At 34.9% G+C, this 20,693-nt stretch carries 20 protein-coding genes; 17 read left to right on the top strand and 3 right to left on the bottom strand.

Translation table 11 applies throughout. From position 1 onward, the window contains the following. Positions 1–109: 109 nt before the first annotated feature. The 7 genes from ABEB31_RS14370 to ABEB31_RS14340 all read left to right on the top strand — a co-directional run bounded on the left by ABEB31_RS14370 (position 110) and on the right by ABEB31_RS14340 (position 5,301). A complete protein-coding gene (locus ABEB31_RS14370; protein WP_347052326.1) occupies positions 110–1,528 on the top strand; it encodes a TolC family protein in 1,419 nt (472 codons plus the stop codon). Between the two features lie 414 nt (positions 1,529–1,942). Then, entirely contained in the window at positions 1,943–2,581 is a 639-nt protein-coding gene (locus tag ABEB31_RS14365; protein ID WP_347052325.1) for a Crp/Fnr family transcriptional regulator, read from the top strand. Between the two features lie 39 nt (positions 2,582–2,620). Continuing rightward, the gene (locus ABEB31_RS14360; protein WP_347052324.1) at positions 2,621–3,352 is read left to right on the top strand and encodes a GNAT family N-acetyltransferase; all 732 of its coding nucleotides are present in this window, start codon (positions 2,621–2,623) and stop codon (positions 3,350–3,352) included. Positions 3,353–3,715: 363 nt separating this feature from the next. Beyond that, positions 3,716–4,096, top strand: a complete 381-nt coding sequence (locus ABEB31_RS14355) for a DoxX family protein (protein WP_347052323.1) — start codon at positions 3,716–3,718, stop codon at positions 4,094–4,096. Between the two features lie 13 nt (positions 4,097–4,109). After that, entirely contained in the window at positions 4,110–4,319 is a 210-nt protein-coding gene (locus ABEB31_RS14350) for a hypothetical protein (protein ID WP_347052322.1), read from the top strand. Positions 4,320–4,401: 82 nt separating this feature from the next. Continuing rightward, the gene (locus ABEB31_RS14345; RefSeq protein ID WP_347052321.1) at positions 4,402–4,779 is read left to right on the top strand and encodes a VOC family protein; all 378 of its coding nucleotides are present in this window, start codon (positions 4,402–4,404) and stop codon (positions 4,777–4,779) included. 9 nt (positions 4,780–4,788) lie between these two features. Then, the gene (locus ABEB31_RS14340) at positions 4,789–5,301 is read left to right on the top strand and encodes a DinB family protein (RefSeq protein WP_347052320.1); all 513 of its coding nucleotides are present in this window, start codon (positions 4,789–4,791) and stop codon (positions 5,299–5,301) included. A gap of 176 nt (positions 5,302–5,477) precedes the next feature. On the opposite strand, the gene ABEB31_RS14335 is transcribed toward ABEB31_RS14340, so the two are convergent. After that, positions 5,478–5,639: a DUF1328 family protein gene (locus ABEB31_RS14335; protein ID WP_347052319.1), complete on the bottom strand. Its 162-nt coding sequence runs from the start codon at positions 5,637–5,639 to the stop codon at positions 5,478–5,480. 484 nt (positions 5,640–6,123) lie between these two features. Here ABEB31_RS14335 and ABEB31_RS14330 point away from each other — a divergent pair, with 484 nt between their 5' ends. From ABEB31_RS14330 to ABEB31_RS14300, 7 genes are all read left to right on the top strand, one after another. Continuing rightward, a complete protein-coding gene (locus ABEB31_RS14330) occupies positions 6,124–8,394 on the top strand; it encodes a glycosyltransferase (protein ID WP_347052318.1) in 2,271 nt (756 codons plus the stop codon). A 276-nt stretch (positions 8,395–8,670) separates the two neighbouring features. Further along, entirely contained in the window at positions 8,671–9,429 is a 759-nt protein-coding gene (locus ABEB31_RS14325; RefSeq protein ID WP_347052317.1) for an MlaE family ABC transporter permease, read from the top strand. A gap of 1 nt (position 9,430) precedes the next feature. Further along, the gene (locus ABEB31_RS14320; RefSeq protein WP_347052316.1) at positions 9,431–10,210 is read left to right on the top strand and encodes an ABC transporter ATP-binding protein; all 780 of its coding nucleotides are present in this window, start codon (positions 9,431–9,433) and stop codon (positions 10,208–10,210) included. Between the two features lie 24 nt (positions 10,211–10,234). Continuing rightward, on the top strand, positions 10,235–11,074 hold the full coding sequence (locus ABEB31_RS14315) for an MlaD family protein (protein WP_347052315.1): 840 nt from the start codon (positions 10,235–10,237) through the stop codon (positions 11,072–11,074). A 66-nt stretch (positions 11,075–11,140) separates the two neighbouring features. Further along, the gene (locus tag ABEB31_RS14310; protein WP_347052314.1) at positions 11,141–13,975 is read left to right on the top strand and encodes an AsmA family protein; all 2,835 of its coding nucleotides are present in this window, start codon (positions 11,141–11,143) and stop codon (positions 13,973–13,975) included. Further along, on the top strand, positions 13,975–14,496 hold the full coding sequence (locus tag ABEB31_RS14305; RefSeq protein ID WP_347052313.1) for a low affinity iron permease family protein: 522 nt from the start codon (positions 13,975–13,977) through the stop codon (positions 14,494–14,496). Before ABEB31_RS14310 ends, ABEB31_RS14305 begins: the two co-directional genes overlap by 1 nt. Further along, positions 14,493–15,692, top strand: a complete 1,200-nt coding sequence (locus ABEB31_RS14300) for an NAD(P)/FAD-dependent oxidoreductase (protein WP_347052312.1) — start codon at positions 14,493–14,495, stop codon at positions 15,690–15,692. The genes ABEB31_RS14305 and ABEB31_RS14300 overlap by 4 nt, the downstream gene beginning before the upstream one ends. A 72-nt stretch (positions 15,693–15,764) precedes the next feature. Here the strand turns inward: ABEB31_RS14300 and ABEB31_RS14295 are convergent, their stop codons facing one another. Next, positions 15,765–16,715 carry a bifunctional helix-turn-helix transcriptional regulator/GNAT family N-acetyltransferase gene (locus tag ABEB31_RS14295; RefSeq protein WP_347052311.1) on the bottom strand — a complete coding sequence of 317 codons (951 nt, stop codon included), beginning with the start codon at positions 16,713–16,715 and terminating at the stop codon, positions 15,765–15,767. 224 nt (positions 16,716–16,939) lie between these two features. Beyond that, positions 16,940–17,965, bottom strand: a complete 1,026-nt coding sequence (locus tag ABEB31_RS14290) for a helix-turn-helix domain-containing protein (RefSeq protein ID WP_347052310.1) — start codon at positions 17,963–17,965, stop codon at positions 16,940–16,942. Positions 17,966–18,154: 189 nt separating this feature from the next. Here ABEB31_RS14290 and ABEB31_RS14285 point away from each other — a divergent pair, with 189 nt between their 5' ends. The 3 genes from ABEB31_RS14285 to ABEB31_RS14275 all read left to right on the top strand — a co-directional run bounded on the left by ABEB31_RS14285 (position 18,155) and on the right by ABEB31_RS14275 (position 20,642). Next, positions 18,155–18,640 (top strand): DNA-deoxyinosine glycosylase, encoded by a 486-nt coding sequence (locus ABEB31_RS14285; RefSeq protein ID WP_347052309.1) that lies wholly within the window; start codon positions 18,155–18,157, stop codon positions 18,638–18,640. 296 nt (positions 18,641–18,936) lie between these two features. Continuing rightward, a complete protein-coding gene (locus ABEB31_RS14280; RefSeq protein ID WP_347052308.1) occupies positions 18,937–19,371 on the top strand; it encodes a DUF6526 family protein in 435 nt (144 codons plus the stop codon). Positions 19,372–19,727: 356 nt separating this feature from the next. Continuing rightward, positions 19,728–20,642 (top strand): hypothetical protein, encoded by a 915-nt coding sequence (locus ABEB31_RS14275; protein ID WP_347052307.1) that lies wholly within the window; start codon positions 19,728–19,730, stop codon positions 20,640–20,642. Positions 20,643–20,693: the final 51 nt, after the last annotated feature.

Below are 20,693 nucleotides of genomic sequence, written 5' to 3'. Positions count from 1 at the left end.
ACGACAGCCCTTGTGGCAATAATCGCAGGCATCGCCTATATATCGTACAGAATTTCGAAAGATCTCGAAACCAGAAAAGATACCTGTACAGAAATTTAATAAAAAAACAATGAAAAATTATATAACCAAAATCGTGACCTTCGCCATTCTGATCACGACTTTAATATCCTGTAAAGTCTCTAAGGATATTGAAACTCCCAAAGATGCATTTCCTGAGAATTTCAGGAATGCATCGGTTTCGGGTGATACAACCAGTATTGCTGATATCGAGTGGAAAAACTTCTTTACAGAAAAAGATATTATTCAGTTAATTGACAGCGCGGTGGTACGTAATAACGATCTGCTGATTGCACAAAAGAATATCGAAATTGCCCAATACCGATTTACACAATCGAAATGGGGAAATGTGCCTCAGGTGAATTTAATGGTAAATGCCAGCACCAGCAATCCTTCTGATAATAGTTTTACCGGAATGAATTTAGGTCAGGCTTTAGGTCAAAAACATATTGACGATTATTCTGCAGGAGCTTCACTTTCCTGGGAAGCTGATATTTGGGGAAAGATCAGAAACCAAAAGAAAGGGGCTTATGCAGGATATCTTCAGTCTGAAGAAGTAAAAAAAGCGTTGCAAACGAATATTGTTGCCAATGTTTCAAGAGGTTATTACAATCTTTTGATGCTCGATGCACAGTTGAATATTGCCAGACAAAACCTTAAATTAAATGATAGTACCACCAATATTATCAAACTTAAATACGATGCCGGGCAGGTAACTACTTTAGCCATTCAACAGTCTGAAGCGCAGAAATTAAATTCTGCACAGTTAATTCCGTTATTAGAACAAAATATAGCCATTCAGGAAAATGCTTTAAGTGTATTGACAGGTTCTTTTCCGAATTCGAAGCAAAGAACGATTCTTTTAAGTTCACTTGAAGTGAAAAATAATGCGTCTGTTGGAATTCCGTCTTCCTTAGTAAGCAGACGACCAGATGTTAAAAGTGCAGAATTAGCTCTAAAAGTAGCAAATGCCAATGTCGGAATCACAAAAGCAGATTTATATCCTGCTTTGAGAATTACAGCTCAGGGCGGCGTAAACTCTTTTGAAACCAGCAGCTGGTTTAACATTCCGGCTTCTTTATTTGGGACCGTTGCCGGCGGATTAACGCAGCCACTTCTAAACAATAAAAAAGTTAGAACGCAATATAACATCGCTGTTGCGGAAAGAGAAAAAGCAGTTTTAGCTTTCAGACAACAAGTTTTAGTCGCGGTAAGTGAAGTTTCTGATGCTTTGGTGAGAGTAGAAAAGTTACAACAACAGGAAACTTTCTTGAAAGAAAAAGTAAAAACACTGCAACAAGCAATTAAAAACTCCAATCTGTTATTCAAAAACGGAATGGCAGAATATCTGGAAGTTTTAACGGCGCAGGCGAATCTTTTGCAAAGCGAATTAGAATTAGCAGATTTAAAAAGACAACAACTCACAGCCAACACCGATTTGTATCGCGCGCTTGGAGGCGGCTGGAAATAATACCCACACTCGTTAATTATTTATTTTTTGAGATGAAACGCTGTGAGACCTTTTGGGTTTCATGGCGTTTTTTTGTTTTACCACTAAGACGCTACGGCGCAAAGCTTATTTTTTGCCACAGATTATAGGATTAGAAAAGATTTTTTTAGCCACGAATTACACAAATTTCACTAATTTTTGTTCTCATTGTATGTTCTCCTGAGCGATCCCGTCCCGAAGTTTCGGGATCGGGAGAAGGACGTGCAAAGTAAACGACAAAGATTTGCGATTTAATTAACGCCCCGAAGCTTCGTGATAGTCTGATTTCTCCTTTGTCGAAATGACAAAGCAGAACTTATTTTATTTATTTTTGAAAAAGAAAAACTTTGTGCCTTTGTGCCTTCGTGGCAAAAACTCAACTCTTTTATAAAAAAAATGACTTTCAATAAAGACACCTTTTTAAACAACCTGAAACAAACTATTGAAAGTTATTATTCCCTTTCTGAGCATTCATGGAAACTGATTGAAAACATTATCCATTTCCAAACCCTTAAAAAAGGAGAAACACTTTTAGAAAACGGAGAAATTGCCAGGAATCTTCACTTTATTGCAAAAGGAGCTTTAAGAGCTTTTATTACGGATGAACAGGGAAATTTCTACAACAAAAATCTTTTTCTTGAAAATTACTTCGCAGGTTCGAAAGTTTCCCTAATGCTTCAGACTCCTTCTAATTTTACCATTGAAGCGTTGGAAGATGCTATTGTAATCAATATCAATTACAAAAAATTGATGGAAATTATTAACGAGAATGACGATCTTAAAAACTTCTATATTGCCCATTTGGAAAAGCACTGGATTATCGAAAAGGAACAAAGAGAAGTAGCACTTGTTATGCAGAACGCTACTGAGCGGTATGTCAGCCTACTGGAGAAACATCCGGATATTGCAGAGCGAATTCCGTTATTGCATATTGCATCCCACTTAGGAATTACACCAACACAGTTAAGCCGAATCCGGAAAAGCCTTAAAAAGATTTGTAAATCAACATATGTAAAGGTTTTCCTCAAAAGCTAATTTTATCTTTGCTCCGGATTTAAATATGATAGCCAAAAAATGAAAAATACAGATCTTATAAAAGACAATATTGACAATCTTACAGCACTTTGGAAAACTGTAGCCACTCCTCTTCTATCTTATCATAAAACTGACCGGTTTGAATTTAGTAAGATCAAAAACTCAGGCTGGCCCAACCGATTGTGGTTCCGTGAAGATATTACAGAAGAAAATCTTCCTCAGATTTTAGAACTTATAGAAAAAAATCCCGGCTTGATCATTCCGTACTGGGATATTTTTGGAAGTCATTCAAATGCTATTTTCGAAAAAAACGGATTCAAAATACGCATTCAGCTTGCCGCAATGGCTTTGAAACTGGGTGACAAATTACCGCTCTCAACCCATCTTACTTTCAAAAGAGTTTTAAATGAAGAAGACGCCACAACCTGGTCGGATATTTATCCGTTATCTTTCAGCTACGTAATCAGCAAAGAAACATTAGTTCATAATTATGAGACTATAAAATTTTATCTGGTTCATTTGGATGAAAGACCAATCGGAACGCTTACTCTTTTTCAAACCGGCAAAGTCATGGGAATTCACGGAGTTGGTGTAATACCGGAAATGCGTAAAAGAGGTTTCGCCGAAGAAATCATGAAATTCGCTTTAAACGAAGCTATCGATTCCGGTGCCGAATATGCGCATTTACAAGCTTCACCTTTAGGAAAAGGTATTTATACCCGATTAGGCTTTGAAGATTTGTTTTTGATTACGAATTACTTTTTGGATTAGAAATTTTAAATTCAAATTTATACGCAACTTATGTCTTCCTGAGCGAAGTCGAAGGACACGCAGAGTGAGCACGTACTGGATGGATTCAGCAATGCGATCCTTCGACTTCGCTTAGGAGGACAAATCTTTGCGGAGCTACTTGTGAAGATCCTTTCTTCCTCAGGATGACAACTGTACAAAGACATCAGCACAACATACAACAAACAACATACAATAAACCAACAACAAACAACAAACAATAAACAATAAGCAATACTTTGTCCCAAATGCCCCTAAAATAGTCGTAAATGCGTATTTCGTTCCAATAGAAGTATTAATTACATTTGTAATACATTAACTAATAACTATTTAAACAAATACGCAATGAAAACAACCAAAATCCTTTTCTGGACTACTACAATCCTTATTTTTTTATTTGAAGGCGTTATGCCGGCACTTACTTCTCAGTCTGAATTGGCTAAAGAAGGCATCAGACATCTTGGTTATCCGGAATATTTCGGGAATGCCTTAGTAGTGTTTAAGATCCTGGGAGTTCTGGCGCTTATCATTCCGCAAGTTCCGGGACGTGTCAAAGAATGGGCTTACGCCGGATTTGCTTTCGATTTTATTTTTGCCTCAATAAGTCATTTTGCTGTTGACGGAATGGATTTTCAAGGTTTTTTCCCTTTGATAGTTCTTGCGATTTTGATGGTTTCTTATGTAACATATCATAAAATACAGCGTTATAAAAATATAGCACTCTAAAAACCAAAACTTTATGATTGAAGTTTTTAAAACTAATGTTCAGGAAGAATGTCAATGTAAAATTATTATTGACACACTTCTTGAGCATTTTCCAAATAGTTCGATCAATTTCGATTTAGAAGATTGCGATAAAATTCTGCGTATTCACTCCTCTTCTATTTCAAATAAAAAAATAATAGATCTGCTTGCATCCTTTGGGTATTCGTGCGAAGTTTTAGAATGACAGAAACTTGCCTTTAACTTTGAATTATAAGCTTTAAAAAAAGTTGTATATTTGAGTATGTATCATCTTAAAAATCAAGAATATGAATTTACCAAACGGACATCAAACGATAATGCCTTATTTGATTTTGCAAGGTGCTGCAAAATTTATCGACTTTACTAAGAATGTTTTCGGCGCTGTTGAAACCAATACCAAGGCAATGCGTGATGATGGTACTATTATGCATGCTGAAATTACAATTAATGGAAGTACAATAATGGTAACCGATGAGATTACCGATTGGGCTAAGCAAACGGCTAATTTATTTGTCTATGTACCAAATGCAGACGAAACATACCAAAAAGCTTTAGAAAATGGCGCTACCAGTTTAATGGCATTAAGCAATCAGGATTATGGGCGTACGGGCGGTATAACGGATCCTTTTGGAAATGTATGGTGGATTACCTCAATAATCGTTTAACTTTATAATATGAAAGACTCTTGTCAAAATACAATTCTCGAAACGTACTCCCGATTATCTGATGTACTTTCTGAGATTTCTGAAAATGAAATAAACAAAATCCCTTTTGAAGGCAGTTGGACAGCAGGACAAAATGTTCAGCACATTATTCTTGCTTGTTCCGGTTTACCAGCGTTATTTGCCGGTCAAAAAGAAAAAACAACGCGACAGCAAGATGAAAACGTTGCAAAACTGGATTCGATTTTTTTAGATTATACTGCCAAATATGAGTCACCTGAGAATATAAAACCTGCTGCAGTTGATTATCTGAAAGATATGCAGCTTGCCTCCATCAAGAAAATACAAGATGATTTGTCTGATGCTGCTGAAGTATATGATCTAACCTTGTTGTGCATGGACGCCAAGGTACCGGGATTCGAAAATTTCACCATTTATGAATGGATTCATTTTGCCATTGTGCATACGCAAAGACACACCCATCAGTTGGAAAATATTGCTGCAAAACTTAAAAATAGCAATTAAATTAAAAAATAAAGTTGCTTACATTCTTCTAACTTAGAAACTTTATTGTAGCTGTGAACCGGTAAAAAGCGAAGGTTCACAGATACAAAAATTCAAAGTCATTAGAAGGACCCCCATTCCTCTAACACTCCGAATCTCTGTTTCTGTGAACCTTTGATTCTTCTTTTAAACGTTATTTAAACGTTTCTTCTTCCTGTTATCAGTGATATTATAAATAACACTAAAAATATAAAGAACAAAACTTTTGCGATACCTGCGGCTCCGGCTGCTATGCCTCCAAAACCAAAAATTCCTGCAATAATTGCCAGAATTATAAATATGACTGTCCAACGTAACATAATTTCAAAATTTTAGTTAATAATTCCAGATTTTTATCTGTTTGATTTGTTTGTTTCTCAAAATTATTTTATTCCTACAAATCCTGTTAACTCTAAACAATCAAAAATTAGCTCAATCAATTAATTTGCAAAGGCTTGCGCAGATTTTTCACTATTCCATTTTTGCCTTACAGAATTACCATGTTTAAGCTTTTGAGTTAATTTTTTGATCGATTGGATTAATTATGGCTCCGTTGCTGAAGTAATTTCACATAAAATTTAAAACACGATCGGAAGTACATATCTAGTACTGTTATTTAAAAAAAACAGATTTTTATTTCTTCCGAAAAAATCACAAAAGACATGGTTGTGAATTATGCTGTATTTCCGACGGGGAGTGCAATATGCTGACCGACCTCTTATATATAATTATGGCGTCGCCGATAGCAAATGCGGTGACATTGAACTTGAAAGCGTTATTAACAGAGCTAAAAAAAGTATCCTCATGAAAACAATATCTAATAAATCGAAAATCGTTTTTTTATCTACATTCCCACCTACACAATGCGGCATAGCCACCTATACTCAGGATACTATTAAAGGAATTACTGATGTTTATGGTAAATCTATAACGTGTGAAATTTGCGATTTGGTAAAAGAACCAGTTGAAAATCCAACACAAGCTTATACGTTAAATACAGCAAACAGAGCAGAATATGCAAAAGTTGCAGCAGAAATCAACAAAGACGAAACTGTAAAATTGGTTCATATTCAGCATGAATTTGGTTTGTTTGCAGGAAATTACGGAGATCATCTTTTAGATTTTCTAAACGAAATTAAAATTCCGGTAACTTATACTTTTCATAGTGTAATCCCGAATCCTAATGATGAATTAAAAACTTTTGTAAAACTGTTACTGGACTACAGTAATTCGGTTTTCGTAATGACTAACAAATCAAAAGAAATATTAATCAACGACTATCAAATTGATGAAAATATAATTACTTGTGTTTCCCACGGAACTCATATCGTAGTATATGAAACTCCGGAACAGGCAAAAGAAAAATTAAATATTTCAGACCGTTTGGTATTATCAACTTTCGGACTTTTGGGCGAAGGAAAAAATATCGAGACTGGTTTACAGGCATTACCGAAAATTATCGAAAAAGCACCAAATGCTTTGTATTTGATTATCGGAAAAACACATCCTAATCTAATTAAAGATGGTGTAGATGCCTATCGCAATACTTTGGAAGGAATTGTTGCTGATCTGAATTTACAGGATAATGTACGTTTTGTAAATGAATATTTAGATACAGACGAACTTTTAAATTATTTAAAAGCGACTGATATCTACATGTTTACTTCAAAAGATCCAAATCAGGCGGTAAGCGGTACTTTTGCTTACGCAATGAGTTGTGCATGTCCGATTGTAGCGTCAAAAATTCCTCATACCAAAGAAGTTTTAACTCCTGATTCAGGTATTTTGGTTGATATTGGTGATGTAGATCAATTTGCAAATGCAGCAATCAAATTAATTGCGGATGAAGATCTAAGAAACGAAATGGCTATAAATGCATTTACAAAAATGCGTGCTTGTTCCTGGGAAAATGCTGCGATTACACACATGAATGCGTATAAAAAATTAATTGAAAATCCGGCGGACATCAAATTCAGCTATCCGTCAATTCAATTAAATCATATTAAAAAAATGACTACAGAATTGGGTATTATTCAATTCTGCAAGATATCTATCCCTGATTTAGATTCAGGATATACACTAGATGATAATGCAAGAGCGTTAATTGCTTTCTGTATGCATTACCAACAAACTCAGGACAAAGATGATTTAGCGTATATTTTAGTATACTTAGACTTCATTATCCGTTGTCAAAAACCAAAAGGAGATTTTATCAATTATGTAGATCAGGAAAACCGCGAACATATCGAACAAAATGCCGAAGTAAATCTTGAAGATTCTAACGCACGTGCACTTTGGGCTTTAGGAACTGTAGTTTCATTATCTGATATTCTTCCTGAAGCGATTACTAAAAAAGCGACAAGATGTTTACTGAACTCTTTAAAATGGGCAGAAACTATTCAGTCACCACGATCAATTGGTTTCGCAACAAAAGGTTTGTACTTGTACCATTCTACAATTCCAAATTTGTATGTTGCAGCAATTATCAACAAATTAAATGCAAAACTGCTTGCTAATTATGAAGATACTGCAACAGAAGACTGGCAATGGTTTGAAAATTACCTGACTTACGGAAATGGTATTTTACCGGAATCAATGTTGTATGCGTATTTAATTACAAACAAACCGGTTTACAAAAAAGTGGCATTAGACTCATTAGATTTCCTAATTTCAAAAACATTCTTTAAAGGTAACTTTAAAGCGATTTCAAACAGAAGCTGGCATCATAAAGGTTCTGAACCGCAGGAATACGGAGAACAGCCAATTGATGTTACCTACACTATCCAGACTTTATATGCGTTTTATAATGCGTTTAAAACTCCGGAATATAAAAAGAAAATGAAATCTGCGTTTAACTGGTTCTTAGGAAAAAATCATTTAGGCCAAATTATGTACAATCCGGTAAGTGGCGGTGGATATGACGGACTGGAAAAAGAAAATGTAAACCTGAATCAGGGTGCAGAATCTACAGTTTGTTATCTGACAGCAAGATTGTTAATGGAAAAATTAGCCATGTCACAATCAAGAGTTATTCCGTTGATGAAAAACAGAACCGGAATTGCAATTAATTCTTAATTGATTCCTACATATATAAAAAAGAGAAGCTAACCAAAATACTTCGCTTAGACCCGGAAAATCCCTTTTACACAAAAGGGATTTTTTGTTTTTAGGTCGCGCCTAACGTCATTTCCGCATTTTTATTGTATTTATTACGATGAAAATTATATAACGTTCTAAAAAAGTTGTGTAAGATTTTTGGTTCATAAAAAAAGTAACTTTCATATAGAAATCGTTCATCGATAACACTATTTAAATTTTCATTATATAACATTCACATAAAAACATAACATTTTGATTCTCAACCTAAAAAATACATTTACCGAGATTGGAGATATAGCAATTTTCTCCAAGCGTTTTTTTAAGGAGGTATTTATTCCGCCTTATGAGACCAAAGAGTTTCTTAAACAGTGTTATGTTATCGGATACAAATCTTTACCATTAGTATCCATTACAGGATTTATTATGGGTTTGGTGCTTACGCTTCAGTCTCGCCCTACACTGGTAAAATTTGGTGCAGAATCCTGGCTGCCGGGAATGGTTGCTCTGTCTCTTATAAGAGAAATTGCACCTGTAATTACGGCTTTAATCTGTGCAGGAAAGATCTCTTCGGGAATCGGAGCCGAATTGGGTTCTATGAAAGTTACCGAACAGATTGATGCTATGGAAGTTTCTGCCGTAAATCCGTATAACTATCTGGTTGTGACCAGAGTTTTGGCCTGCATGTTAATGATTCCGCTTTTGGTGCTTTTTGCCGATGCAGTTGGGGTAATCGGCGGATATGTCGGAATAAATATTCACGGAGATGTAAATTTCTACCGTTATCTGACCCAGATTATCCAGTCACTGGAATTTCTGGATTTGTTTCCTGCAACGATAAAAACCTTCTTTTTCGGATTTTTTATCGGAATGATTGGGTGTTTCAAAGGTTTTAATGCCTCAAACGGAACAGAAAGTGTGGGACAGGCCGCAAACACTGCGGTGGTAACAGCATCATTAAGCATTTTTATAATTGATATGGTGGCAGTTCAAATAACCGATTTATTTTTTTAAGATGACTGAAGAAAAATTACATAAAGAACCTACAACAAAAGAAAAAGACCGTTCTCCGATTATTGAGATCAAGAATCTGCATAAAACTTTTGGAAAAGACAATACGATCTTAAAAGGCGTCAATCTCACTTTAAATAAAAATGAAGATCTGGTGGTCCTGGGACGTTCGGGATCGGGAAAATCGGTAACGATAAAGTGCATTGTCGGATTAATTGAACCAGACGAAGGAGAAATTAAAGTGTTTGGAGAAAACGTTCTTAATGTTTCAAAAACAGAACTCAATGCCATTCGGGTAAAAATAGGTTTTCTGTTTCAAAGCGGCGCTTTGTATGACTCTATGTCTGTGCGCGAAAATTTAGCTTTTACACTAACCAAACACAAACGGGACTTAAGCGCAGAAGAGATCGAAAATGAAGTTATGGAAGCTCTGGATAATGTTGGTCTGGCAGATGCAATTGACAAAATGCCATCTGAATTATCCGGCGGTATGAAAAAGAGAATTGGTCTGGCCAGAACTTTAATTTTAAAGCCTGAAATTATTCTCTATGATGAACCCACAACTGGTTTGGATACCATAACTTCAAGAGAAATCAGCGAATTGATTCTTGACATTAAGCACAAACAGAAAACTTCTGCTATAATTATTACCCACGATATGGCCTGTGCAAAATTAACCGCCGATCGAATAGTTGTACTAAAAGACGGTGTTATTCACGCAGAAGGAACATACGAAGAACTGGAAAAAAACGAAGACGAATGGGTTCGCTCATTTTTTGAATAAAAAGCAAAATAAATAATAGAAATCATGGAAAAGAAATCTGGATATACGTGGAAATTAGGAATGTTTGTAACAATTGGCTTACTGCTTTTTATAATGGCCGTATATTTTATTGGAAAACAAAAAAATCTTTTCGGTTCTACCTTTCACATCACATCACAGTTTAAAACGGTAAGCGGTTTAGAAGTTGGAAATAATGTTCGTTTCTCTGGTATTAATGTCGGAACTGTAGAACAAATTCAATTAATAAACGACTCGACGGTTAATGTCGTTTTAGTGATGAAAGAAGAAGTCCGCGAATTTATTAAAACAGATGCCACAGCAAGTATTGGTTCAGACGGGTTAATGGGTGATAAAGTTTTAACGATTACTCCGGGATCCAAATCAAAAACAATTATTGCAGACAACGGGCAAATTGCTTCTGTTGACGGAATCGAAATGCAGGACCTTATGAAAAGCGTGAAAAAAAGTGTTGACAATGTGGGAATCATATCAGACGAGCTTGCTATTTTTAGTCATAGTATGAACAACGGAAATGGAGCTTTGGCAAGATTAGTAAAAGATGATAAAATGGCCAACAGCGTTTCTAATACACTTTCTAATCTTGAAAGCGGTACAAAAGGTTTCAGCGATAATATGGAAGCGGCAAAAAGCAATTTCCTGTTAAGAGGTTATTATAAAAAGAAAGAAAAGCAAAAAGCTAAGAAACAAGAAGAAATAAAAGAGCAAAAAGAAGAGCAGCAGGAGAAAGCTCAGAAAGAAAAAGAAGAAAAAGAGAAACAGCTTAAAGAGCAAAAAGAAAAAGAAGAGAAAGAAAAGCAAAAACAGGAAGAAGCAAAAAAAGAAGAAGCTGAGAAGAAAAAATAGGCTCCTTAAAATTGCAAATTCCAATATAAAACTCATTTTCTGGATACATCTAAATCTGCAATCTTAATGAAAAATTTCACATATATGCCTATTCAATTTAAACATACCGCCTTAAAAGTTTTAAAAATCACCGGAATAACAATTGCGGTGATTTTGTTTTTGTTATTTATTATACCATTACTATTTCCGGGAAAAATTGCATCTGAAGTAAAGAAAATTGCCAACGAACGTCTGGATGCAAAATTAGAATTTACCAACTCTAAACTTTCTTTTTTTACTCATTTTCCTTCTCTCACTGTTTCCTTAGATGAATTATCCCTCACGGGTTCTAAGCCTTTTAGTAACGACACTTTATTGCGTGCAGATCAGGTGGCGTTCGGAATCAATTTAAAAAGGCTTATTTTTAATAATGAAGTCAAAATCAACAAACTCTATGTTTCTGATGCCTTGATTAATGTGATGGTTGATGAAAAAGGTCAGGCCAATTATAATGTTTACGTAGCTCCTGAAAAAAGAAAAGAAGAAAAAGACAAACCAGAAGAAGGAACAGCAATTCGTCTGGAACGTATTGATCTGGAAAATTGTCACGTAAAATACAATGACCGTTCTGCCAAAATTCTCGTTGACGCAAAAGGTTTTAACTATATTGGAAAAGGAAATCTGAGTGAAGATATTTTTGACCTAGCAACAGAAGCACGAATAGACGAGCTGGATTTCTATTATGACAGAACAGGATATATTAGAAAGAAAGAAGTGCGCGCCGATCTTATAACGCGTATCAACACAAATGCACTTTCGTTTATTCTGCAGAAAAATGAATTACGCATTAATAAACTGCCTCTAAAATTTACCGGACTTTTTACTATTTTAAGAGACGGTTACAAAATCAACATTAAAGCAGCATCTGAAAATACAACTGTAAAAGATTTACTTTCTGTTATGCCTCCCGAATATTTAACGTGGCTCGAAAAAACAGAAATCTCAGGACGAAGTGATCTTAATGTATCTTTTAAAGGAGATTACAACGCTGCCAAAAAACAAAAACCAAATTTAGCATTCAATTTAAAAATTAATGAAGGTTCTGTCAATTATAAAGAAGCGCCGGTGCCTTTAAGTGATTTTCAGATGGATCTGAATGCCGTACTTCCGTCTCTGGATACCGAACAATTACGGGTAAATCTAAGAACATTGAAATTTAAGGTTGGAGAAAAAGATTATTTCAATGCATATCTGCGCAGCAAAGGTTTAAGGGAAATGTCGATAAATGCCAGTGTAAAAGGTGCATTAGACCTTGCTGTTATTGATGCGGCATTAGGATTAAACAGTGTGGATCTGAAAGGAATTCTAAAAACCGATATCCAGGCACGGGGAAATTTTAGTACATCAAAAAAATTATTCCCAAAAACAATTGGCGGTATTTCCTTGCGAAATGGCTGGCTTAAGACAGAACATTATCCAAATCCTATTACCAATATTACCTTTGTAGCCAATATGATGAACAAAGCCGGGACATTCCAGGATTTGATTGTCGCAATAGCGCCCGCCTCTTTTACTTTTGAAGGAAATCCCGTTTATGTAAATGCCGCTTTATCCGATTTTAGCGATCTGGCGTATAATGCCAAAATAAAAGGCGAATTGAATGTTGGCAGAATTTATCAGGTTTTTTCTCAAAAAGGTCTGGACGTAACTGGTTATGCCAAAGCAGACCTTTCGCTAAAAGGAAAACAAAGTTACGCCACAAACGGTCAGTATGATAAGCTGGATAATAAAGGAACTTTGGTATTGAAGAACATTAAAGCAACTTCTGAATTATTTCCGAAATCTTTCTTTATCAGACAAGGAAATTTCAGGTTTCAAAATGAAAAAATGTGGTTTGAAAAATTTAATGCGTCATACGGAAAATCAGATTTTGACATTAATGGTTATTTGCTGAATACGATAAATTATTTCTTAGAATCAAACGGAACATTGAGTGGTAATTTCAACTTAAAATCAAAACTGATTAATGTTGATGAATTTATGGCTCTTGAAAAAGGTGAAAATAAAGACCGTACTGTTGCTGTAGAATATGCCAAAGAAGATCATCCTAAAATGAGCGGTGTTGTCATTATTCCTAAAAATCTTGATGTCAGTTTAAACGCCAAAGCAGATAAAGTGGAATACAATGGTTTGATCCTTAATAAACTTAATGGAAAAACTGGTGTAAGAAAAGGAGGATTTTACTTAGAAAACACTACCTTTAATATCATTGACTGTATTTTGGGAGTGAGTGCATCCTATAAAGACGAATCGCCAACATCTGCGCACTTTGATGCACATTTTACGGCTAAAGATTTTGACATTCAGAGAGCATACAAAGAGATTCCGATGTTTCATGACATGGTTACTGCAGCAGAAAAAGCATACGGAATTGTTTCTGTTGATTATGATATCAAAGGAGATTTGGATGGAAATATGGGACCTATATATGCATCGCTACAAGGTGGAGGAACGATAAATCTGCGTGATGTAAAAATTAAAGGTCTTAAACTTTTGGACGGAATTAGTTCTAAAACCGGACAAAACGGTCTTAATAATCCCGATATGAAAGGAATTGAAATTAAATCGACAATTGATAAAAATCTGGTTCATATTGAGCCCTTTACTTTTAGCGTTGCAGGTTTTAGACCTACAATTAAAGGAACGACAAGCTTCGACGGACTGTTAGACATCAGAATGCGTTTGGGGCTTCCGCTTTTCGGAATTGTTGGATTTCCAATTGTAATTACGGGAACGCATGAAGATCCTAAAATTAAAATTTTTAGTAAAACAGGTCAGGAAATTGATCCGGCGGTATACGATGAGAAAAACAATAAGGTAATTCGAAAAGAAAAAGTAGATAAATCTAAAACAAAAAAGTAATGAGTTCAAAAGCGTCACACAGCAATGGAGCATTCGAAAAGTTTGCCACTAAAGTTTCTAAAGCTGCTGGAAGTACAACTGCTTTTATTAGTGCATTTGTTATTGTTGTGGCGTGGGCAGTTTCGGGACCAATTTTCGACTATTCCGAAACCTGGCAATTGGTGATTAATACCGGAACGACAATTATAACTTTTTTAATGGTTTTTCTAATTCAGAAAGCACAGAATAAAGATTCTCTTGCCATACAGTTAAAACTTAATGAACTTGTGGCTTCCAACGATTTATCCAGTAATAGTCTGGTCGACATTGAAAGTATGACCGAAGAAGAAATGATTATTATTCAGAAATATTACCACCGTTTAAGTCAGCTGGCTAAAAATGAGCAAAGCATCAGAACTTCCCATTCTTATGCAGAAGCAAACGAAACTCATAATAGAAAAAAAGAAAAAGCAACTCCTAAAAAAGCAGAAAAACTTACCAAAAAAACTACCAAAAATACCACTAAAAATAACCAAAAATGAAATTAAGTTCTACCGAAACCTATTGGCCCATAAAAAATGCCTTAAAACAAAGCTACCCCTCTTTAGATTCTGATATAAAAACCGATATTTTGATTATAGGCGGAGGCATAACAGGAGCCTTAATTGCTTATAAACTTTTAAATGAAGGTAAAAAAATTGTTCTTGTAGACCGGCGCGATGTATGTGGAGGCAGCACATCGGGAAGTACGGCATTGCTTCAATACGAAATTGATGTCCCGCTGCACCAACTCATCAAACTCCGGGGTATCAAATGTGCTGTTGAGAGTTATCAAAATGGTAAAAAAGCAATTTTTGACCTGCGGAATATCATTGACACAGTGGGCTGTGATTGTGGTTTCGAATTTAGAAAAAGCATTTATTTTACTACAGTTAAAAAAGATCTTCCTTATTTAAAAAATGAGTTTAAAGTCCGGAAACAACATGGTTTCGAAATCAGCTGGCTCAACAGATCTGAGCTGCAAAAAATGGGCTTAAACGCAATAGCGGCACTTGAATCTAAAACAGCCGCAGTAATGGATCCGTTTAAACTTGCGACCGACCTCTTGTACCATTGCCATCAAAAAGGAATGCCTATTTTTGACCGGACCAATATCGCTTCAATACAACATCAAAAAGGCAGATTCATTGCCACTACCGACTCCAAACATATTATAACAGCCGATCACATTATTCACTGCACCGGTTACGAAAGTACAGAAACGTTAAGCGAAAAAGTGGTCGATTTAAAAAGCACTTACGTAATAGCTTCAGAAAGTAAGTCAGATCTTCCGGAAAACTTTAAACATGCTATATTTTGGGATACAGCGTCTCCTTATCACTACATTAGAACCACAGACGACAATCGCATTATAATGGGCGGCGGCGATGAAGATTTTAAAGATGCCAATAAGCGGGATAAATTAATTCCGAAAAAAGAGAAATATTTACTGAAGCAATTCTCCAGAAGATTTCCGGATATAGATTTTAAAATCGACTATTCCTGGGCAGGAACTTTTGGCGAAACCAAAGACGGTCTTCCCTACTTCGGAAAACCGAATCCGAGAAAAAACGAGCATTATGTATTAGGTTTTGGAGGAAACGGAATTACCTTCAGCGTAATTGGGATGAATGCGATTCTGGATTCTATTAATAACAAAAAAAATACAGACTTAGAGTATTACAGATTTGGGCGATAAACGCTAAAAAGCTCAAAGAGACAAAGGGACAAAGACTGAAATTCGGCTTTTGTCCCTTTGTTTTATAATTCTTTATATAACAAGTTCCATCTGGATATTGCAGCGTTTGTAAGGCGTTTCTAAGCCAAAGACTTTTTCAAAACCTAGTTTATAATAGAGATTTATTGCCGGCTTCAAAATGGTATTACTTTCCAGATAAATCTTTTTCGCTCCCATTTCCCTTGCAGAATCTATAATCGCTTTTCCTAAAAGATATCCAATATTTTTTCCCTGTGCTTTTGGAGAAACAGCCATTTTTGCCATTTCAAAATCGTATTCAGGATGATTCATTTTTATAAGCGCACAAACTCCGACAGGTTCATTATCATATAAAGCCACTAAAATTTTTCCTCCTTTATTCAAAATATAACTCTCCGCATTATCAAGTGCTTTATAATCGGCTTCTTCCATTTCAAAATATTTCGAAATCCACTCTACATTCAGATCCCGGAATGCTTCTCTGTACTGCGGCTGATAGGACACAATTTCGACATTTTTGCTTTCGCGAATTTTCTTTTGATCACTTACCCTTTTAAATAATGATTTTTGCTGTAATAAAAACTCCCATTCCTCAATGGCAGCCCAAAGATTATGCTTCGCTTCAGAAATTAGACTTTCTACAGCCACATCAATATCCATGAGCTGATGCCTGATTTTTTCTGAAATCAAAATTCCTTGCTCTGTCAGTACAACGCTATTTTTACGTTTATCATCATTTTTAAGACCCTCTTCCAATATTCCGGCGCCAGTCATTTCCTGAATAATTTTACTGACAGAAGGTTGAGAATGACCAATCTCGTTTGCAATTTCTGTAATTGTAATCTCGCGCTCTTCTGTAAGAGTATAAAATACAGGAAACCATTTCGGATTAAAATCGACGCCGTACAATTTATAAATTTCAGCTGCATCTTCTGTAAAAGAAGAAGTCATTAAACGCAACCGGCTTCCCAAAGCCACCTTTCCAACTTTATTAAAAAATTCCATAAAATAATTAATTATATAACCAGTTATACAAAAGTATATAAAAAAATTATATTTTGTATGTTTTATTTTAAGGCTTCTGGATAGAACATAAAAAAACTGAGCTTCTAAAAAACCAACCTGCAAAACTTGCAACTTAGTATTTCAGAAACTCAGCATCTGTATATATCATGCTTTAGAGCTAGCGACTTTAATTTTGAGTTAGATTTCGAGAGCCAGGCAGCTTACTACGCTGTAATAGCTAAGGAATTCAAATTAAATTTATATTCTTTTGGACTGCAATTGAATTTTTGTTTAAAGATTTTCGAGAAATAACTTCTGCTTGTAAAACCAATGCAATACACTATCTCAGAGATATTTAAATCTGAAGTTCTGATTAAAATCTCAGCTTTTAAAACTCTCATATGAGTGATATAATCATTAACAGTACGATTATGGATCATTTTAAATCCTTCCTGAAGTTTATTCGGAGATAAACCAGATTTTTTACTTAAAGATTTGATAGAAAAAGCTTCTTCAGGATTTGCTTTAATGAATTCAGATAATTCTTTAATCTCTTCCAGTTCTCTTAAAGTCAATCCGTTAGAATCATTTGCAAAAGCATTTAAATCATCAGAATGTTGTTGAATTTCCATCGCCAAAATTATCCTCATAATTCCTTCTTTCAGTAAATTACGAACAATTCCGGTTTGCGTAATAGAATTAAGCTGCTCGATCTTTTCTGCAATCTGCAAATTATAAGAACCAATATAAAAGAAATCCTGAACCAGATTATTTTCAAAGAAAGTATCTTTAACCTGCTGATTAAGAGAATGGCTTTGACTTTTAGCATCAATCTGAGTCCCAACAATAATTAAAGTAAGTTTTGTTTTCTTTCCTTTTTCAAAAAATAAAACATTATCCTGATTTTGTTTAGAGGTAACAATTGCCGTCTGAAAAGTTTTTAGTTTTCGCTCCTCTCCATTCAGTCCAAAACTATGCGAAAGATTTCCTTTAGAACAATAAGCAAAATATATTGGTGAAGATTTTACATTCAGTATATCAAGTCTTACATCTGTCGAAAATGTCATATCAAACTGAACATAAGAAATATTATCATTAAAAGAAGCTCCAATAATCGAACCTTCTGCAAAGCTGTTTTCAACTTCAAGTGTATATTCATCTAAGTCAAAAGTCACTTTCCCACCAAAATTTGTATGAAGTTCATCAAATAGATTTTGAGCTCTTTCTGTATTTATAGTAATAATTTTCATGATGACTGGATTTAAATTCTCTAAATTGTTATCAGAATTTAGTTTAAAAATGCGCAAGGCTTTTCTTAAAATTCTGAGATTCAAAGTTCGTCCAATCATGGTTCAAATTTGTTATATAATTTTTCGCTTTTGTTTTATAATTCCTTATAAATACCTAATTTAACAGTACATTATTCTACTTATAGTACTATGAAAAGTTTTTCTTTTAACCCAATAAGTTCAGCAGATTCAAAAATCCTTCTTTTAGGAACAATGCCCGGTATAAAATCATTAGAACTCAATCAATATTATGGTCACAATCAAAACAACTTCTGGAAATTTATGTTCACTATTTTAGGAGAAGAATTTTCTACCGATTATCAAATACGTAAAAGTCTGTTAATAAAAAACCGGATCGCACTTTGGGATGTCTTACAATTTTGCGACAGAGTGGGCAGTCTGGATAGTGCCATTAAAAATGAAGTGGCCAATGATTTTGAAAATTTCCTGACTCTTCATAACCAGATTGAGTACATTCTTTTTAACGGACAAAAAGCAGCGGCGTTTTTTAAAAAGTACATTCACTTAGACAAAGAATATCAGATATTCACACTTCCTTCGACAAGTCCGGCCAATGCCAGCACGGCATACCAGGATAAATTAAACGAGTGGAAAATTATTCAGACCTTATATTAAACGTTCAGTTTTTATACAATTATAATGCAGATATTGGAATCATGTAACTTTTTTCGTTTAAAGTATAACAAATAGCAACCACCTCTAAAGTAATTTTACATCAAGAAAAATAAGCCATATTGAAGATTGATTAACGAGATGGAACGGCTTTCTTCTTATTAAAATTTACAAAGCAAACTGTAAAAAGTTTAGTCTATAAAGAGAACATTGGTTATGTTAGTTTATTTTTGGGAAAAAGCTGCTCTATATCATTATAGAGCAGCTTTGTTTTATATAACATCCAAATACAAACACAAATGAAAATTCAGACCTATCATAATCACATACGGTTCTATACACCGCACCATTTTTTATATTATCCGGTTTTAATACTGTTTTTAATTGCCAGTATCTATCTTGCAGTAACTACAGAAGACCATTTAATTTGGACTTTTATTAGTGTAGCCTTCGTATTTCTCTTCGTACTCGCTTTCATGCTGCGCCAGCACTATGCACTAACGCTCCAAAACAGAATTGTGCGCTTAGAAGTGCGTTACAGATATTTTACACTAACCGGAAAACGATTTGAAGAATTCGAATACAAACTTACAGACGATCAAATCTTTGCGCTGCGTTTTGCACCCGACAGCGAACTTGGTGCACTTGTCGAAAAAGTTTTAAAACATAACTTAACCGGAGACGCCATTAAAAAAGCCATTGTACACTGGAAAGCAGATTATCACAGGGTTTAAGGATTTAGATAAACAACAAAAAACAATTTGGGCGTGACACCATTATAAAAAAGGGCAATCCGTCTTTGCGGTTATGTGCCCCTTTTTTATAATGCTGTCGGGCTATCCACGCTACTTCGGTAGCCTGCTCCTATCCCTCACGCAAACTGTTTTCAAAAGAACTTTATAAGATAATAGGGTCAGATCAAAAATCTGCTATCAGTACTGCATCCAATGCGATGGGACATAAACCAATATACAACATTGATTTGCAGTATTTTGCATACAAAATTTTAACCAATAATATAAAAAATAGTATTTTTTTTCATTAACTTTAATTACTAATTACTCCTAATCAGTATTTAAAACCTAAACCGATGAAAAGATTCTTTGTTTTTTTAATCATGACAATTCCTTTTTTTGAAGCAAAAGCACAAATTACGGCACAAAACGATTCTGCTCAAAGTTTAAATTCAGCACAAACCTCAACAGAAGACTTTCAGTATGATGCTGCAGACGATTTGCCATGGCACGCGAGAAGATTTAAAGTCACAGCAGGAGCTTTTTTCCCTCTTAATAATACTCAGGTTCAGGTAGGAACAAACAATGGAAATGCGGGAACAAGGATTGATCTGGAAGACGATTTAGGATTTTCAAAATCAACTTCTTCCTTTATGGGAACTTTCGAATGGAGAATTTCAAGACGTTCCAGACTGGGTGCAGAATATTTTGTTTTAAACAGAGATGCTTCCAAAACACTGGAAAGGCAAATCGAATTTGAAGATAATGTTTACAATATCAATACCCGGGTTTCGTCATTTTTTGATGTACAGATTGCCCGCATTTATTATGGTTATGCTTTTATATCAAAACCCAAATACGAAATAGGCGCATTAGTTGGTACTCATTTGCTTTTCGGAGATATCGGACTTCGCGTTGAAGCCAATCAGGCCAGTGCAGAATATAAAGATAATTTTGCCTTTACTGCCCCTCTGCCGGATGTTGGCGTTTGGGGAGAATTTGTATTAGGAAAACGTATCGGTTTGTTTGTCAATGCTAATTATTTTGCTGCTAAAATAGATACGATTAAAGGTAAGATTGTGAGTTATAACCTGTCACTTCTTTACAATGTGTATGAAAACTTTAGTTTGACAGCAGGATATACCGGTTTGAATTTTAGGATTGAAGATTATGAAGAACGCATAAACGGCTATGTCAAATGGAGTTACAATGGCCCAAGTATTACGGCAACTTATACTTTCGGCAATCATGTGAAACTTTACAAACATTAGTTTTTTTTAAGGTGCTAAGAGGCTGAGTGACTAAGGTTCTAAGGTTTTCAA

The sequence above is a fragment of the Flavobacterium olei genome, from assembly GCF_039749035.1.
In the GTDB taxonomy this organism is placed as follows: domain Bacteria; phylum Bacteroidota; class Bacteroidia; order Flavobacteriales; family Flavobacteriaceae; genus Flavobacterium; species Flavobacterium olei.
Note: the sequence above shows the minus strand (reverse complement) of the source record. Positions and strands in the feature narration are given on the sequence as shown.

Excerpts from the sequence above, each read along its gene's own strand:
- ABEB31_RS14310 (WP_347052314.1), top strand. The coding sequence starts at position 11,141 with ATGAAAAATTTCACATATATGCCTATTCAATTTAAACATACCGCCTTA.
- ABEB31_RS14365 (WP_347052325.1), top strand. The coding sequence starts at position 1,943 with ATGACTTTCAATAAAGACACCTTTTTAAACAACCTGAAACAAACTATT.
- ABEB31_RS14305 (WP_347052313.1), top strand. The coding sequence starts at position 13,975 with ATGAGTTCAAAAGCGTCACACAGCAATGGAGCATTCGAAAAGTTTGCC.
- ABEB31_RS14355 (WP_347052323.1), top strand. The coding sequence starts at position 3,716 with ATGAAAACAACCAAAATCCTTTTCTGGACTACTACAATCCTTATTTTT.
- ABEB31_RS14280 (WP_347052308.1), top strand. The coding sequence starts at position 18,937 with ATGAAAATTCAGACCTATCATAATCACATACGGTTCTATACACCGCAC.
- ABEB31_RS14295 (WP_347052311.1), bottom strand. The coding sequence starts at position 16,715 with ATGGAATTTTTTAATAAAGTTGGAAAGGTGGCTTTGGGAAGCCGGTTG.
- ABEB31_RS14360 (WP_347052324.1), top strand. The coding sequence starts at position 2,621 with ATGAAAAATACAGATCTTATAAAAGACAATATTGACAATCTTACAGCA.
- ABEB31_RS14275 (WP_347052307.1), top strand. The coding sequence starts at position 19,728 with ATGAAAAGATTCTTTGTTTTTTTAATCATGACAATTCCTTTTTTTGAA.
- ABEB31_RS14315 (WP_347052315.1), top strand. The coding sequence starts at position 10,235 with ATGGAAAAGAAATCTGGATATACGTGGAAATTAGGAATGTTTGTAACA.
- ABEB31_RS14290 (WP_347052310.1), bottom strand. The coding sequence starts at position 17,965 with ATGAAAATTATTACTATAAATACAGAAAGAGCTCAAAATCTATTTGAT.
- ABEB31_RS14320 (WP_347052316.1), top strand. The coding sequence starts at position 9,431 with ATGACTGAAGAAAAATTACATAAAGAACCTACAACAAAAGAAAAAGAC.
- ABEB31_RS14345 (WP_347052321.1), top strand. The coding sequence starts at position 4,402 with ATGAATTTACCAAACGGACATCAAACGATAATGCCTTATTTGATTTTG.
- ABEB31_RS14340 (WP_347052320.1), top strand. The coding sequence starts at position 4,789 with ATGAAAGACTCTTGTCAAAATACAATTCTCGAAACGTACTCCCGATTA.
- ABEB31_RS14300 (WP_347052312.1), top strand. The coding sequence starts at position 14,493 with ATGAAATTAAGTTCTACCGAAACCTATTGGCCCATAAAAAATGCCTTA.
- ABEB31_RS14335 (WP_347052319.1), bottom strand. The coding sequence starts at position 5,639 with ATGTTACGTTGGACAGTCATATTTATAATTCTGGCAATTATTGCAGGA.
- ABEB31_RS14285 (WP_347052309.1), top strand. The coding sequence starts at position 18,155 with ATGAAAAGTTTTTCTTTTAACCCAATAAGTTCAGCAGATTCAAAAATC.
- ABEB31_RS14330 (WP_347052318.1), top strand. The coding sequence starts at position 6,124 with ATGAAAACAATATCTAATAAATCGAAAATCGTTTTTTTATCTACATTC.
- ABEB31_RS14370 (WP_347052326.1), top strand. The coding sequence starts at position 110 with ATGAAAAATTATATAACCAAAATCGTGACCTTCGCCATTCTGATCACG.
- ABEB31_RS14350 (WP_347052322.1), top strand. The coding sequence starts at position 4,110 with ATGATTGAAGTTTTTAAAACTAATGTTCAGGAAGAATGTCAATGTAAA.